This is a genomic window from Pseudobacter ginsenosidimutans, from assembly GCF_007970185.1.
GTDB classification, from domain to species: Bacteria; Bacteroidota; Bacteroidia; order Chitinophagales; family Chitinophagaceae; genus Pseudobacter; species Pseudobacter ginsenosidimutans.
This window is the reverse complement of the sequence record NZ_CP042431.1, coordinates 6,323,764-6,340,474: the sequence shown is the minus strand read 5'-3', so window position 1 is coordinate 6,340,474 and position 16,711 is coordinate 6,323,764. Positions and strand designations below refer to the sequence as shown.

At 47.0% G+C, this 16,711-nt stretch carries 13 protein-coding genes; 8 read left to right on the top strand and 5 right to left on the bottom strand.

Annotation, left to right across the window (positions count from 1 at the left end; genetic code table 11):
* Positions 1–93 precede the first annotated feature (93 nt).
* The 4 genes from FSB84_RS24840 to fabF all read left to right on the top strand — a co-directional run bounded on the left by FSB84_RS24840 (position 94) and on the right by fabF (position 3,529).
* Positions 94–852: a hypothetical protein gene (locus tag FSB84_RS24840; protein ID WP_130540546.1), complete on the top strand. Its 759-nt coding sequence runs from the start codon at positions 94–96 to the stop codon at positions 850–852.
* Entirely contained in the window at positions 840–1,454 is a 615-nt protein-coding gene (gene prfH, locus FSB84_RS24835) for a peptide chain release factor H (RefSeq protein ID WP_130540545.1), read from the top strand. Before FSB84_RS24840 ends, prfH begins: the two co-directional genes overlap by 13 nt.
* Before the next feature lie 174 nt (positions 1,455–1,628).
* Positions 1,629–2,264, top strand: coding sequence for a TetR/AcrR family transcriptional regulator (locus FSB84_RS24830; protein WP_207234223.1), 636 nt, complete (start codon positions 1,629–1,631; stop codon positions 2,262–2,264).
* Positions 2,265–2,278: 14 nt separating this feature from the next.
* Positions 2,279–3,529: a beta-ketoacyl-ACP synthase II gene (gene fabF / locus FSB84_RS24825; protein WP_130540544.1), complete on the top strand. Its 1,251-nt coding sequence runs from the start codon at positions 2,279–2,281 to the stop codon at positions 3,527–3,529.
* On the opposite strand, the gene FSB84_RS24820 is transcribed toward fabF, so the two are convergent.
* On the bottom strand, positions 3,519–4,658 hold the full coding sequence (locus tag FSB84_RS24820; protein ID WP_130540543.1) for a serine hydrolase domain-containing protein: 1,140 nt from the start codon (positions 4,656–4,658) through the stop codon (positions 3,519–3,521). The genes fabF and FSB84_RS24820 overlap by 11 nt on opposite strands.
* A 78-nt stretch (positions 4,659–4,736) precedes the next feature.
* On the opposite strand from FSB84_RS24820, the gene FSB84_RS24815 reads away from it, so the two are divergent.
* The 4 genes from FSB84_RS24815 (at position 4,737) to FSB84_RS24800 (ending at position 8,681) form a co-directional block, all read left to right on the top strand.
* Entirely contained in the window at positions 4,737–6,278 is a 1,542-nt protein-coding gene (locus tag FSB84_RS24815; protein ID WP_130540542.1) for a bifunctional GNAT family N-acetyltransferase/carbon-nitrogen hydrolase family protein, read from the top strand.
* 31 nt (positions 6,279–6,309) lie between these two features.
* Complete coding sequence (locus FSB84_RS24810; protein ID WP_130540541.1) at positions 6,310–7,170, top strand: helix-turn-helix domain-containing protein; 861 nt, start codon at positions 6,310–6,312, stop codon at positions 7,168–7,170.
* 96 nt (positions 7,171–7,266) lie between these two features.
* Positions 7,267–8,055, top strand: coding sequence for an alpha/beta hydrolase (locus FSB84_RS24805; RefSeq protein WP_130540540.1), 789 nt, complete (start codon positions 7,267–7,269; stop codon positions 8,053–8,055).
* A gap of 266 nt (positions 8,056–8,321) precedes the next feature.
* Entirely contained in the window at positions 8,322–8,681 is a 360-nt protein-coding gene (locus FSB84_RS24800) for a hypothetical protein (protein ID WP_130540539.1), read from the top strand.
* A 60-nt stretch (positions 8,682–8,741) separates the two neighbouring features.
* Here the strand turns inward: FSB84_RS24800 and FSB84_RS24795 are convergent, their stop codons facing one another.
* Genes FSB84_RS24795 through FSB84_RS24780 form a run of 4 tightly spaced genes read right to left on the bottom strand, consistent with a single transcriptional unit; the run spans position 8,742 to position 16,698 of the window.
* Positions 8,742–10,424, bottom strand: coding sequence for a sodium:solute symporter family protein (locus FSB84_RS24795; RefSeq protein ID WP_130540538.1), 1,683 nt, complete (start codon positions 10,422–10,424; stop codon positions 8,742–8,744).
* Between the two features lie 25 nt (positions 10,425–10,449).
* Positions 10,450–12,726: an FAD-dependent oxidoreductase gene (locus tag FSB84_RS24790; protein WP_130540537.1), complete on the bottom strand. Its 2,277-nt coding sequence runs from the start codon at positions 12,724–12,726 to the stop codon at positions 10,450–10,452.
* A 43-nt stretch (positions 12,727–12,769) separates the two neighbouring features.
* Complete coding sequence (locus FSB84_RS24785) at positions 12,770–15,259, bottom strand: beta-glucosidase (RefSeq protein ID WP_130540536.1); 2,490 nt, start codon at positions 15,257–15,259, stop codon at positions 12,770–12,772.
* 26 nt (positions 15,260–15,285) lie between these two features.
* On the bottom strand, positions 15,286–16,698 hold the full coding sequence (locus FSB84_RS24780; RefSeq protein ID WP_130540535.1) for an SGNH/GDSL hydrolase family protein: 1,413 nt from the start codon (positions 16,696–16,698) through the stop codon (positions 15,286–15,288).
* Positions 16,699–16,711: the final 13 nt, after the last annotated feature.

Here is a 16,711-nt window from a genome sequence, read left to right as displayed (position 1 = left end):
ATCATAACCCGCTAAGGACCTGGTTTCTCATGGCCCTGTCAATGCACTTTTTGCACGCAGGCAGCAATTCTACCATCATTAATGGATTTCTCCATGCATGCAAGCAAATGGGAGCAGGAGCTCCTTTGCTACAGGCTTCGTTCTGTCCGTAGCAGAAAAAGAACGGCTAAAAAAGCCCGCGAAAAACAATTGATCAGTTTGTTCAAAGAAGAGAATGCCTTTGCTTCGGCTATTTGGAATCTGCCATGGGTACCGCTGCAACATCCTTATCAGAAGGGTTGGAAACGCAGTTTCGTACTGCGCCCGGATATAAAAAAAAGCCATCAGCAGGCGTTTTTTGAAACACTACTGAAGAAGATCAATACAACGGAATACAGTCCGGACAAAAGCTTCACCAAAAAGAAAAGAAGCAAGGGCAGGAAATACAGGCAGGCAATAGAACAACAACTTCGTGAATTCTGGGAGCATGAATGGAATGATACCAGTTGCAAACTTACTGAAGCGGAAAAGCAGTTATTCTATAAAAAAGAATACTGGCATCAATCAGGTAAGCCCTATTACAAGTATGTATTCTCTGAGCCCTGGCGGTATGTTTTGCGGATAAGACCACATATGATAACCCATAAAAAAATGATCGATGAAGAATTACTCAGCAGAAGAAAACAAATCGAAAATCACATCACAACCCATCATCTCAGGCATAAGATAGAGCGCCTGGTATGGGGGAAAGTGAAATACCGGCGTTATTGGGACGGGAAAGTTGCCCGGTTTCGCAATCCTTACAAACAAAAACCGGTTCATCTCATTTTGCAGGAAACCGGAAATGAAAAAGAAGAATCATGGACAAGATAATCATACAGATCTCATCAGGCCGCGGCCCTGTTGAATGTTGCAGGGTAGTGACCTGTATCAAAGAAAAGATGCTGGCGCAATCAAGTAAGGCCGGTTATGGAACCGAGCTGCTCGAAGAAACAGCAGGACCTGTAAACGGCACACACTATTCAGTTACATTACAGTTGCAGGGCAGGGACCTTGAAAGTTTCATCCGCGAATGGCGCGGAACCATCAAGTGGATTGCACAAAGTCCTTACCGGAAAAACCACAAACGCAAGAACTGGTTTGCGGGCGTAGCGATCTTTGGAGTGCAGGAATTGCCGCAATGGAATGAGCGCGATGTGAAATTTGAAACTTGTCGTGCTTCCGGCCCCGGCGGCCAGAACGTGAACAAAGTGGAATCTGCCGTACGAGGTATGCATATCCCCAGCGGCATCCAGGTGCTGGCGATGGACAGCCGTTCACAATTGCAGAATAAGAAACTCTGCCTGGAACGGCTCCGCGCCAAAGTAATGGCCTGGCAGATGGAACAGCTGGTACAGGAACAGCAGTGCCGCTGGCAGCTGCACAATATATTGGAAAGAGGCAATGAAGTGAAAATTATCACAGAAATATTGTGAGCAGGAGTATAATTGATGGGAAAATTCGACAATCAACCGAAATATTCGTGAAATTGACTTCCCCCGAACAAATATCCACCATTATTGTTGTTGGCGGGAAGCATAATTGTTTCCCGGGCTGAAAGCCCCGCCAGCAGTAATTTTTGCAGCTTCCAACCTGTTAACAATATTTATTTGAAAAAATATACCGATTGGTATAATTTTGCAGCGACATTGCAGATCATGACAAAAAGTGAACAAACAAAAGCTTTCATCATTGAAACCACCGCGCCGCTTTTCAACAAAAAAGGCTATGCCGGCACTTCCATGTCTGATATCACAAACGCCACGCAACTTACCAAAGGCTGTATCTATGGCATCTTTGCCAATAAAGATGCAGTGGCGCTGGCCGCTTTCGATCATAATCTGAACAAGCTGAATTCCATTTTTCAGCGCGAAATGGAAAAATGTAAGACGGCGAAAGAGAAGCTGATGGTTTATGGAAAAGTGTACGCAAATTTTCCCGATTATCCTTTTCCATCAGGAGGTTGTCCTATTCTCAATACGGCCACTGAATCGGACGACACGCATCCGGAATTACGGAAAAGAGTAAGAGCGGCGCTCAATGCCTGGAAAAAAAATCTAACCATTCTGGTAGAAGAAGGAATTCAGGCAGGTGAGTTCAGTAAACGCACCAGGCCGGAACAGGTGGCGCTTACCATCATAGCCATCATTGAAGGAGGCATGATGATCTCAGGCATTCTCAATAAACCGGATTACAGAACAAGTATCATGCATTCCATTACAGCCTTCATCAATAATTTAGAATAAATACATCATATCATATGAAAAGGGTAGTTATTACAGGATTGGGAGCTATTACACCACTTGGAAATTCAGTGTCGGAATTCTGGACAAACATTATCGCCGGCAAATCCGGTGCAGGCGCCATCACCAAATTCGATGCCTCCAAATTCAAAACACAATTCGCCTGCGAAGTGAAAGGCTTCAATGCAGAAGAATACATCGAGAAAAAAGAACTGAAAAAATATGACCTGTTCACTCAATACGGCATTGCCGCAACAGACCAGGCGATCAAGGATGCAGGTATCGATTTCAGTACCTGGACAGACACTCAAAGGAACGATGTAGGCGTTATCTGGGCATCGGGTAATGGTGGCATCGGCACTTTTGAGGAGCAGCTCAGGGACTTCCATGGCGGCGATGGCACTCCGCGCTTCAATCCTTATTTCATCCCCAAGATGATAGTGGATATTGCGGCCGGTGTGATCTCTATCCGCAATAAACTCTATGGTCCCAACTATTGTACAGTTTCTGCTTGTGCATCTTCCAATACCGCTATCGTGAATGCATTCGATACCATCAGGCTGGGAAGGGCTAAGATGATGATCACCGGTGGTTCCGAAGCTGCCATCACGCCAAGCGCTATCGGCGGTTTCAATGCTGCGCAGGCATTATCCAAAAGAAATGATGATCCGCAGACGGCTTCGCGTCCATTTGATAAAGAGCGCGATGGCTTTGTGATGGGAGAAGGCGCTGGTGCGTTGGTGTTAGAAGAACTGGATCATGCTGTAGCGCGTGGAGCGCGTATCTATGCAGAGATCGTGGCCGGTGGAATGGCTGCAGATGCCTATCACCTGACCGGTACTGCCCCTGACGGATACGGTGCGGGTGTAGGTATGGAATATGCTTTCAGGGAAGCAGGCATCGAACCTTCAGCGATCGACTATGTGAACACGCATGCTACTTCAACAGGTCTTGGAGATGTAAGCGAAATGATCGCCGTTCAACGTGTGCTGAAAGGTCACCCTGCCGTGATCAGCGCTACCAAGTCCATGACAGGCCACCTTCTTGGTGCTGCCGGAGCCATTGAAAGTATCATCAGTATCTTGTCCATCAGGGACAGTATCGTTCCTGCCACCATCAATACCACCGTTATTGATGAGGAGATCCCGCAGGACCTGAATATCCTGCTCGGCAAAGCAAAACCAATGGAAGTGAATTATGTGCTGAACAATACTTTTGGGTTCGGAGGGCATACGGCCACTACCGTTTTCAAAAAGTTCAGCGCGTAGAGTTTAAATACAAGGCAGCAGTGATGGCTTTTTCCAGCCGGAAAAGACTTTGTTCACTATTACTGTTGTTGGAAAATATGATCATCCCGGTTTTCAATTCCGGGTGAAGGGTACAGAGTGATGTAATGCCGGAACCGCGTCCGCTATGATAGATCATTCTGTGCCCTTTTCTATTTTCGATCATCCATCCAAGACCAATGGCCGTTGAGTCTGTAAGCCCAAACCAGGGATGGTGCGCCAATCTCACCGGCGCGATGTCTTCCGCCAGGTTCACACTAATGAACTGCAACATGTCCTCTGTGCTGGAATTCAAACCAGGAGCGGCCCTGTAGCCGGGGTAATTACGGTAAGGCTCTTCCCGTCCGTCATCATATCCCTGCACCAGCATTTTTTTATCGTCCGGGCTCAGATGGATCTTGGTGGCGTTCATATTGTATCTCTTACTCAGCAAGCGCTGCAACACTTCGTCATAGGGTTGCTGATAAACCTGCTGCAGCAATAGCTGTAGTACATTCATTGCATTGCCATTATAACGGTAACGGACGCCTGGAATGGTATCCACTTCAAAAGCATGCAGGTCTTTCAAGAGGCTGTCTGCAGTATAGTTAGTATAGAATCGTTCCAGGCCTGCTGCATCCAGTTTCATGATTTGTTCCATTTCCTGTTCTGAGTATTGCCTGCTCAATTCAGGAAGGCCCGAAGTATGGTCCGCCAGGTGCAATACTCGCACAGGGAAATCTTTGTAATGAAGGTTGGGATATTTGCCAGGCAGGTATTTCCGGATATCGTCTTCCAGGCTGATCCGGTTCCGGACCACTGCGTGCGCCAGCAGGGTAGTAACGAATACTTTTGCTATTGAGCCGATATCGTAAAGATGTTTCCCGGTAGGCGCAATCCCGGTCTCTTTTTTCACTTCTCCATAATTGTAGAATTGTTGTTTTCCATTGATCAGTATGCCGATGGACAAGCCGATCATCTCATTTTCCTTTGCAAACTGATTCACTGCTGCAGCAACTACAGAATCTGTATAGGATGAGGAAGGGAACAACTCCTGTCCCTGTGCGGACAGCTTAACCGGGAAGGCAGTAACCAGGAAGATTACTGTATTCCTGAAAACGGATTTGATCATAACAGTAATTTACAAAAAACTTTCATGCCATCGATATTTCGTAAATTATGTGATCATTCATAATTAATCTATCGGACTATGGTTGAGAATAAAGAATTGAGCATCCGGATAAGACAATTGAGGGTTGATGATTTTGATGAAGTGGTAACCATGCAACTGGCTGCTTTTCCATTAATGAAACCATGGAAAAAGGAACAATGGGAGCAATGCGTTACAACTTTCCCTGAAGGGCAGATCGGAGTGATGCTGAACGATGACCTGGTGGCTTCCTCCAGTTCTCTATTATTGAATTTCGATGAATTCTCCATCAATCATTCCTGGTCCGAGATCACCGGTAATGGAACATTGAGCACACACAACCCTCTAGGGGACACGCTTTATGGTATCGAGATCATGGTTGATCCGGAATACCGGAATATGAAGCTGGCCAGGAGATTGTACGAGGCCAGGAAAAAGCTGGCCCGAGAAATGAACCTCAAACGCATCGTGGTGGGAGGGCGGCTTCCCAATTATCATCTCTACGCGGATGAAATGGATATTCGCGAATATGTACAGAATGTAATGGACAAAAAGATATTCGACCCAGTGCTCACCACGCAGCTGTCCAACGGCTTTACGCTGAAACGGATCATCAAGGACTACCTTCCGGGAGATAAGGAGAGTGGTGGATTTGCCACTTTCATGGAATGGGTGAACCTGGATTACCAGGCGGAAGGAGAACAACAATTCAATACTTATGTGCGCGTTTGCGCTGTACAGTATATGATGCGGATGGTGAACAGTTTCGAGGAATTTGCACAACATTGTGAATACTTCATCGACGTGGCAGCCGATTACAAAAGCGATTTCGTTTTGTTCCCTGAAATGCTCACTATGCAACTGCTGTCCTTTCTGCCGAACAAAAGGCCCGGCACGGCTGTCCGGCAATTGTCTGCCTACACCACTCAATACGTCGAATTCTTCCGTCAGATGGCTATTAAATACAACACCAATATCATCGCAGGTTCTCATCTGCAAACGGAAGAAGATGAAGAACTGTACAATATTTCTTATCTCTTCCGTAGAGACGGCAGCTTCGATAAGCAATACAAACTCCATATCACTCCGCATGAAAAAAAATGGTGGGGAGTAAAGCCTGGCGATAAAGTGGAAGTGTTCGATACGGATTGCGGGAAGATCGCGATTTCCATTTGTTATGATGTTGAATTCCCCGAGCTGTGCAGGATCGCTACCAGCAAGGGAGCGCAGATCATTTTTGTGCCATTCAATACGGACGACCGGAGAGCGTATAACCGTGTTCGTTACTGCGCACAGGCCAGGGCGGTAGAAAACCAGGTGTACGTAGTGCTGGCGGGCGCAGTGGGCAATCTGCCGCAGGTAGATAACCTGGATATCCAGTATGCCCAGAGCGCCATCCTTACACCATCAGATGTTGAATTCCACCGGGAGGCCATAGCAGCGGAAGCCGAGCCCGGCGATGAAACGCTGATCTATCAGGACCTCGACATGAACCTGATCAAACGCAATAAACTGGCAGGGAATGTACGCACCTGGTTCGATCGGCGTGATGACCTCTACAGGATCCATTATTTTGAAGATGGTAAGGAGCAGGTACTTTAGAAATTAGATAAGTTTGCAAATATTCTTTTGCATGAGATTACAAATCAAAGATGAGAAAACCGGTGGTGACCTCCTTTTGTTCAACAATGAACAGGGTTTCGACAGACATTATTTCACCAGGGACAAAAGCAATAAACGATTCACCATTGCCTGGAATCCTGGTGCCTCACAAACAGTAACCATCGATGAAGAAGCATACGAATTCCCTTCCAATAGCCTGCTCACACTGCTGTTTGATCAATCTTTCCATTTCGAAAGAGCTGATGGGATCATCGCCTGGCAATTCAACCGTGAATTCTATTGCATCATGGACCATGATAGCGAAGTAAGCTGCGTAGGCTTTCTCTTTGGCACAACCGATCATTTATTCATTCACCTGAAACCGGAAGCACAGCAAAAATTGAAACTCCTGTTCGATGTGTTCTCCGATGAACTTAAGGCCAACGACAATATCCGGAACGAAATGTTGCTGGCATTACTGAAACGTTTGATCAGCTATATCACCGGCCTGGCCCGGGCCGAATATGTTCCCGTGAAAAAAGTAAAAGACGAAAAATATAACCTGATCAGGAAGTTCAACCTGCTGGTGGAAGCCAGTTTCAAATCGGAACATGCGGTCAGCTTCTATGCAGCACAATTGTTCAAATCGCCCAAAACATTGTCTAATCTCTTTGCACTCTACAATCATAAATCACCTTCCCGGGTGATACAGGAAAGGATATTGATCGAAGCCAAAAGACTTCTTGCGTATACAGACAAGCCCGTGAAAGCAATTACCTATGAACTGGGCTTTGAAGACATGCCTCATTTCTCCAATTTTTTCAAGAAACACATGAAGCAATCCCCTCAGGATTTCAGGAATAACCGCAGCATTCCCGTATCCGGGAAATAATTACAACTAACCGGGAATTCCGCACATTCTCCGGGGCCTCTTTCCATCGCAACTTTGTACTGTTGAAACAAACAAAAAAAATCAACAACAATACAAATGGAAAAGAAAACTCTTACCAACACACTGAAAAGCGGACTGATCGCTGCAGCTATGACTTTTACGGCTACTACCGCCATCAACACTGATGCTGAGGCGCAACAGGTGAAGAATGTAGTTCTTGTTCATGGTGCTTTTGCCGATGGTTCCGGATACAAGAACCTGTATACCGAGCTCACAAAGAAAGGCTATAATGTTACAGTTGTACAAAATCCACTGAGCTCACTGGAAGCCGATGTGGAAGCAACCAAACGCGCTCTCGATAAGCAGGATGGACCTGCTATCCTGGCCGGACATTCCTGGGGCGGCGTTGTGATCACGGAAGCAGGTAATCATCCCAAAGTGGCCGGACTGGTATATATCGCAGCTTTCCAGCCTGACAAAGGCGAGTCTGGATTGCAATGGGTCCAGTCAGCACCACCAGCTCCGGAGAACGGTATCACGGCACCCGACGAAAATGGAATTGTGTACTTCGAGAAAAGCAAATACCATGCAGGATTCTGCGCAGATATCCCCAAAGAACAGGCTGACTTCATGTATGCATCCCAGGGAACTTTCTACGCTAAAGCTTTCGCAACTTCGATTACGAATGCGGCCTGGAGATCCAAGCCGGCTTTTGGAATTGTAGCCACAGAAGACAAAGCCATTGTTCCGGAGATCCAGCGCAATATGTACAAACGCTCCAATACAAAGATCACTGAAATAAAAGGCAGCCATGTGGTATTCATGTCACAACCGGCAAAAGTTGCAGCCGTGATCATCGATGCCGCTAAATCTGTAAGCAAATAATAGTTTTTGGTATTATTCTCAAAGAGATTGAAAAACAGGGTCCTGGCTGACTTATTGCAGCCGGGATTTTCTGTTTTAGATTCAACGATTATTACAGAGTCAACGGTGGCTGCGCTGAACCTGTACTGAACAATGGTAAAAAACTGCAATTGGGCACGGCAATAATGTGTATTCGAAGTCTGAAACCGGCAAGTAACACTGATTATGACAATGTATATGCAACGGAAGAACTGATGTAAGGGTCAGAACATAAAACCTGTCAGCATATGAAACTTTCCATTTTCCTGCTCTGTGCTTCCGCACTCAGCGTTGTGGCCTGTAAAAAAAGCAAGCATGATTCCGGTCAATTGTCTGGACTCTATATTGAAGTAGCGCCTGTAGCGGGCAATACCACCTTACATTTCATCTCCGGAGGAAGAATGGTCAGGGGAGAGTCCGGCAGCAGTATCACAGACACATCACTGGTTTCTTTCCCGGAGAACAAGATCAGGCTCAAATCCCTGAGGGGCGAATTTCCGGACATAATGCTGGACTTTGAGATCATCGATGACAAAACAATTAAGATCGAATACTTCGGTCCCATGATCCCTGAAGCGCCGAAATCGTATATGGTACTCCGTAAGTGATCATTAAAAAAGCCACAGCAAGGCGCTGCGGCATTTTTAGTTGATGCTCTTTGTACATTCTTATACTTTTATCTTTCTCGAGTTGAACCAGGGGATCAGCGCAAGCACCAGGATCACTGTAGCAATTCCTGCAACCATTCCGGATGCTTTGGTAGTAAGCGCGCTCAGTACATACAACAATACGGCGGTAAAGGCCAGCGAGAAAGCTATGATGCGCAGGCCGAATTTGTTCTGTCTCCTCACTGCGCTCAGTTCTTCTTCACTGACTGCAACAGCTTCCTGTTTTCTCCGCAGCTTGCGTTGCTGCATGTCTGCATATTCCAGGCTGATGGAGCCTTTGGATGCAGCATAGAGCTCATAGATCACCAGCAGGATCGCAGGTAAGAGAACGCCGAGCAGCATCTCATTGCCTCTGCTCAGTTTATAATCGATCACAAATGGAAGGATCATTTTGAAAAGAAGGTTCACCAGTAAGCTCACAATCGTGATCAGCAGTGTGGCCTTTCCCGTTAGTCTTTTGGAAAACAGCGCCCAGATAGGAGGAGCCAGCAACGGGCCTCCGGTGATGGCGCCGATACTCAGCGTGAATTCCACAATTCCACCGATATACGGAACAATCAGGGCGATTGCAATCATCCCGAATCCGAAAAGCCATGAAGAAGTTCGGGCTACTTTCATCAGTTTCTTATCGGATGCGTTGGGATTGATACTGCCTTTATAAATATCGTTTGTGAATACCGCCGATACTACGTTCAGTGCAGTATTCGCAGATGCAGAAGTGGAAAAATACATTCCTGTAAGTATCAGTCCCATCAGGCCGGCAGGCAATACCTGCTTGCACACCATCAGGTAGGCGTTCTCCGTTTCCAGTCCGGTGAGTGTTGGATTGATGGTTTGGTAAACCATTGGTGGCAGCATCCACAAGATCGGACTGATGAGGTAAAGCGCAGCAAACAGGTAAGCTACTTTGCCGGCGGATCTTGGCGTATCTACACTGGTGTATCGTTGTACAAAAGTCCAGTTTCCTCCTATATAGAAAATATGATAGATCGCAAAGGCGGCGATGAATCCCCAGGTGTATTCGCCATTTACCACATCAAAGAATCCTTCCGGTTTCTTTGCCATGAAATTACTGAAGCCGCCTGCTTCCTGGAATACGAGCGGAATGATCAGCAACACGGCAGCTGTGAGGATCACAAATTGCAGGATATCTGTTACCATCACGGCCCACAATCCGCCCACGGCCGTGTAAGCGATCATGAGAATGCCCAGTACAATTGTAACGGGCACCAGTGGAAAATCGAGTGATGATCCTACCAGCCTCGCAACCGAATACAGAACTGAGCCTTTGATGAACAGAGACACCAGCATGAATATGTAGATATACGATTTCTGCACTTTCTCACCCAGTCGTTCCCTGATGAATTCAGCAGCGGTAAGGTTTCCGGTTGCTTTCCATTTGGGCGCGAGAAAAACGCCCGTGATCAGTCCGCCGATGCACATCGTCCACTGAATGGTAATGGCCACCCATCCATATTTGTAGGCGATGGAACCCCAGGCCACAAATGTGCCGGCGGAGAAGAAGCTCATGAAGAGGCTCAGCCCCCCGATACTCCAGGGAACGGCTTCGCCACCGGCAAAGAACGACTTCAGGTTGCGGCCGGTTCCCGAGAATGAGAAACCCACCAGCATGATAAAAACTGAAAAGATCACTATTACGGAAGCATCGATGGCTGAGTTCATGTTGCTAATTTAGGCGATTGAATGGCTAATAACATCTCACGGAAAAAATTGCAGCAGGAACATCGGCTGAAGGATGTTCCACTTCAATGGTGAGACTGCTGGTTGACAGCGGCTGTGGCAACCTGATTTTGTTCATTGTTTGATAATTCTCTTTTTGCTGATAGATGATATTTCCCTGTTCGTCTTTCACTGTGTAGTTTCTCACGCAGAAAGGCATAACATCCTCAGGATGGCCCATCAGTACGGATTCCATTGGATGATCATAATCCGTATCGAACAACAGATCGATTGAGGATATTTGTTTTTTCTCGTTCCAGCTGATGGTCAGATTCGGATTGGGATCATTGAAATCCGCTACCCAGGCATTGGGTGATGCTACCGGCCTGTCGATGCCATTGGCAATATTGACGGCGCGGAACAAATCGATGCCGGAAGGATATTTGAACGCGATGTTCTCTCCATCAGGTCTTCTTTTGGGGCACCAGAATTCGAATTCATCCACACCCAGGTCTTCAGGCGGTGTTTGTTTTCCATAATTCGATACAGCCTTGTTGATGGAATTGAAAACGGACAATACACCTGTTACACGTTTAGTGGAAAAATGTAATTGTATATCCGGATTCTTCAGGAAAGTGATGAAGGCATAAGCCTGCTCCTGCATCACTGCATCAAAACTGATATTGATACAGTTCCTTCCGGGATGGATTGGTATGGTCTTCCTTTCCAGTGTTACGTCTGGAGTATGATTGAACGGTTTGCTGCTGATGCGCAATTCCACTTCCAGTTGCGTGGCTGCATTTCCTTCAGCATGGAAAATGAAATCCTGCACTTTGCCTGCTTTGAGCGGCACCATCTGCGCCACAGCAGTTTCAAGGCTTTTCAGCAATTTGGATTCAGGGAGCTCTTTCAATACAAGTTCACTGGAAGCCGTGATGGTGGCTTGTTTCACCAGTTCCTTCCCGTCGTTCAGGAGCAGCCCGGGAATATGATGACCAGATTTTAGCAATTCAGTTTGTAAAGTGCCGATATATTGCTTGTGATAGATCTCTGCCGGCCAGACTTTTTTATCGAGGCAAATAACTGCCGCCATTGCAACTGCCTGTGCGGCATGTGCAGCGGTGGCCATTACGCGTGAAGATCCAAATGCCACATGCGTGGCACTGATGATCCTTCCTGCCAGGAAAAGGTTTTTGATATTCCTGCTGTAAAGGGAACGGTAAGGGATCTGGTAGAGTCCTTTACTATGCCATTGATTGCAGCCGGGCTTTTCACTGAAAACACCATCGGCAGGATGGAGATCGATGCTCCAGCCACCGAATGCCACTGCATCATCATGGTGGCGCTGCTCCACGATGTCCTGCTGTTTCAGCATATACTCGCCTTCGAAACGGCGGCTTTCTCTTTTTCCCGGGATAGTTCCCACCCATTCCAGTGTAAGGTTTTCCGCTTCAGGAAAATTGCCGGAGTTCTTGATATAATTCCAGGCCCCGTATGCAACTTTCCATAATTCCCATTTTATCTTTTCTGTATCATGTACGGTATCCAAACGGCCACCGTATTCCAGCCACCAGAGTTTACAACCGTATTCCCGGGTATTGAAATTTTTGAATCTTGGAATAGTGGTAATGTCCTGCAATGCATAGGAGGGAGGAACAAATTTAACGGGCCTGCCTGCATCCTTGCTGTAGAAATACAGGCTATGTCCCAGCAGTTCTCCGTATTCTTTCGATGGTGCGAATTTCTCTCCGAATTCATCTTTGCTTTCTGCGCCCATTCTGAAGGCTGCGCCGGCGAGAAAACCTACGATGCCGTCTCCTGATGCATCCACAAAGAGTGGCGCCTTTACAAAGTACTCGGTAGAGTTCTGGCTGCAAAAGGCTTTCACCGCGCTGATCTCATCTGCAGTGGATTTTTCAAGGTGATATACTGCTGTGTTCAGTAAGAGTGTGATATTGGGTTCAGATTTCACCATGTCCAGCATCACTGTATCGAAAATGAGGGGATTGCCTTCTTTGTTGCGGTACATATTCTCCACCATCAGTTCATCCACCACACCACCTTCGCGCGCCCACCTGTTGTTATTTCCCATATGTGAGGTTGCCCCAAGCATCCACAAACGAACTTCACTGCTGGCATTACCGCCGAGCACAGGCCTGTCTTGCAGCAAAACCACTTTTACGCCTCTCCGGGCCGCCGTGATGGCTGCGCAAACGCCGGACACGCCGCCGCCTACGATCACCAGCTCTGTTTCCAGTTGTTCTAAAGCCAGCGCTCTCTTTTCTCCGCCTTCGCTAAAAATCATATTTCTTGATTTATCGGTTATTCTTTTTTTAGTGTTATCTGGTCTATTGGATACGAATCGTCTTTCTCAGTTTGATGTCCTCCGCAGAAGCCGCCACGATGATCTCATAATCGCCTGCATCGTGCACAAATCCGTGTTTCTCTGTGCTGTAATACTGGAATGCATTTGCATCCAGCGTGAGACTGATCGTCTTCTTTTCTCCTTTTTTCAGGAATGTTTTGGAGAAAGCCTTCAGTTCCTTGTAGGGACGGGGCACTTTCGCATTCAGGGGCCGTATGTATACCTGCGCCACTTCTGCGCCATCGGCTTTTCCTGTATTGGTAAGAGTGAATTGCACCTGTACTTTGGGGTTAGATGCACCAGTTTCATTTTTTACAGTCAGTCCATTGTATTTGAAACTGGTGTAGGAGAGGCCGAAACCAAATGGGAACATTGGTTTCACAGCACTGCGGTCGTAGTGCCGATAGCCCATGAAAATCCCTTCCTTATATGCCACACGTTTGGTGTTGGCAGGATCATAATAGTAATTGAATGCAGGATTGTCTTCCCATTTCTTCTCGAAGCTTACCGGAAGTTTGCCGCTGGGATTTGTTTTCCCGAACAGGATCTCTGCAATGGCGGTACCTCCTTCCTGTCCGGCATACCAGATATGCACAAGTGCAGGGATTTTGGAAATCCATTTTTGCATGTCCACATTTCCACCTGCATTCAGCAGTACGATGGTATTGGGGTTTGCTTTGGCGATAGATTGAATGAGACTGTCCTGGAATTGAGGGAGTGCGAATGTTCTGTCGTTGCTTTCGCGCTCACTGCTTTCATTGAAGCCGATGCACACGATGGCGGCATCCGCTCCTGATGCTGCATTGATGGCGTCTTCGAAGAGCAGTTTGTCTTCCCGCCAGGCAAAGCTGATATCCACGGGATGCACGTTGGCAAAGTATTCCAGGCGTACATTGTATTCTTTTCCGGCTTCCATCTGCACAACTGCTTCGCGGGTGGTAATGCCCTGGTCTCTCCATTCATTTATCACGAGGGCGGTGTCTACATAGAGCCTGAAGCCATCGAAACCACGAACAGTGAATCGATAGCCGCTTGTTTTGTCTGGTCTAACCACCCCGGTCCAGCGCATGGAGCAATGATCGAAAGGAATGCCCTGGTTTTCTGCCGCGATATGCCATCCATTGTTGATGCTGACGATGGTGTCAACAGCAATTTTTGCAGGAGTACCGCTCAGTTTGATATTGCTGAAGTATTCGCCTTTCAGTCCTTTTGTTTTACTGCCTGGCTCGGTATAGAAAACGGATTGCGCCACCATATCAGGTAGTGTAGGCAAACCGGGTGCATAGATCGTTCTTAAATTTTTTTCTAATTGCTGAATTCCCTGTAAGGTGGAAACTGAGTGAAAGGGAAAAGTGTAAGAGCTGCCTCCGCCGGAAATATAGGCGTTGGCATTGGGTCCGATCACAGCCAGGGTTTTCACTTTTTCACTGCTCAAAGGAAGTACATTCCCTTTGTTCTTCAGGAGTACGATGCCTCCGCGGGCCAGTTCCAGAGAGGCTTTGGCTGCATCGGGATTATCGAGGGGAATATTTTTGTCCAGTTGTACATTATCGAAGAAACCGAAACGGAAAATGATGCGGAGCATCCTTTTCACTTTATCATCAATGGTGGATTCCTTTACCAGTCCCTGTTGAATAGCGGGGAGCAGTTTCTCTTTGGTCATGAATCGCGCGCGCGGCATTTCCAGGTCAAGTCCGCCATTGGCAGCGCCTACGGCATCGTAAGTGGATGACCAGTCGCTCATCACAAAACCATCGAAGCCCCACAGATCCCTCAGGATCTTATTATTAAGTTCATCATGCTGAGAAGCGTGTACGCCATTGATGAGGTTATAGCTGTTCATGATGGAGCCGGCTTTGGCTTCCAGTACAGCTGCTTTATAAGCGGGGAGGTAGATCTCATGTAAAGTGCGTTCATCGATATCGCTGCTTACATTGTGCCTGTCCCATTCCTGGTTGTTGGCTGCAAAATGTTTTACAGTGGCTACTACTTTCTCATCCTGTAATCCTTTTACATAGGCAACGGCCATACGGGAATTGAGGAATGGATCTTCAGTGAAATATTCAAAGTTCCTGCCTCCCATGGGAGCGCGCAGGATGTTCACACCGGGGGCCAGCAATACATGCACGCCGCGGGCCCTGGAGTCACGTCCCAGTTGCTTACCCAATTCATATACCAATGATGTGTCCCAGGTAGCGGCTGATAAAACACTGGCAGGGTAGGCGGTGGACTTTCCGTCTTTGTGCGTGCCCACTGGGCCGTCTGTGAGTTTGATCTCCGGCAGTCCCAGCCTTTCGATACCACGAATATAGAATCCTTTGTAGCCTCCGATATAATCGATCTTTTCCTCCAGGGTCATTCTGGAGACCAGGTCATTTACACGCGATTCCACCGGTGCATTTTTATCCTTGTACACTTGTGCATAGGATGCCGTAAAAGACATCAACAGAACAACAGTAGCTATCCGCTTCATTAGATTGTATTTTGAATCCAGTCTTTTTATTTGATGATCTCTCCGCGCAGCAGGATCTTACCCAGGTACAGCACAGTTCTGTCGTATTTCTCCGGGTTTTCGGTTATATCCTTGAGTTGTTTTTCGCCTAATATCTTTTCCTTGTCGGATTTCAGATCAGATATGGTGATGGTTACAGTATGCTCTCCATCCTCCGTTTCAATGAAATCATATTGTCCGCGATAGCGGTTATTGCAAAATGAATTGAAGAGGTTCAGTACATCAGCGCCGGTAGTTTCATTGGCTTTGTAAAGCCTGAAGCCCCTGCCGGAAACTTCCTGCAGCTTCACTTCTTTTCCGTCCACTTTTACTGAAAGTTGTCCAACTTCAGGACCACCCACATCGAAGATGCCGAACATGTTTCCTTTGAAACGGAAAGTGAATGAGCTGCCTGGTTTTTCGCCTTCCATTACATAAGGGAACCAGGAGTTGAATTGTTTCAGTGCAGGATGTCCCTGTGTTTTCGTTTTCTTCCAGCCTTTGCTGAATTGGGCTACTTCAAGCGGGTCCAGCATTTTAGCGTCTTCCCAGTTGCCGGGGATCAGTGCAGCTGGCAGCGTATGTACAGCAGGTGTTGCATTGCTGGCTAATTTAGAAAAGCTTCTTGCAATGGCCGCGGCATAGAGATTACCTCCTTCTGTGAAGGGATGGATCCCATCGCCCGAGAAAACAATTTTGTCCTGAATTGCCTTTGCATCTCCTTTCCAGACCAGTTTATTTTCTGCTTCCAGCATGGCTGCTTCGATCCCCATGTGAATGGAGGGGATACGATAATGATCAGCAATTTTTTCCAGCTTTTGCAGGTTTTCGGATATTGCTCCGGGTTGGAGATACACTTTAGCCTGTGGATTGAGCACAGTATAGATGAGGCAGATATCCGTTGCAGGATTATTGCGGATGATCTGGCGGATGATGCCTTCCATTCCGGCATTATAACCTCCGTTTACGGCGAACTCCACAAAAACCAGGTCAGGATTGTGTTTCAGGATCTGATCGCCTATGCGGCAGGCGCCTAGATCTGTTCCCGTTCCTGAAACGCCGGCATTCATCCATCTGAAAGTTGCCTTTGTCCATTTCGATTGAATGTATTGCGTGGCCTGGATACGATAGCCGTACAAAGCCTGTGTGATACTTCCACCGATGAAACCAACGGTGACGGTTTTACCGGCATTGACCTTTGCAAAGAAATTGGGCAGGCCATTGCGGATGTTGAGTTCGCGTGCATCATTGAAGGCGCTTACTTCGATAGCGGGGATCTTTTGTACAAACGGATCAAAGAACAATGGAGATGCACCAGCCTGTGAGGCTGAAATCCTTGCAAGTTCGGCATCGGATTGACCGAGGGTACGGATACATCCCATTGTAAGGATCAGGGTTAACATAAACAGGGAACGGATCATGGTCTTTTTTGCT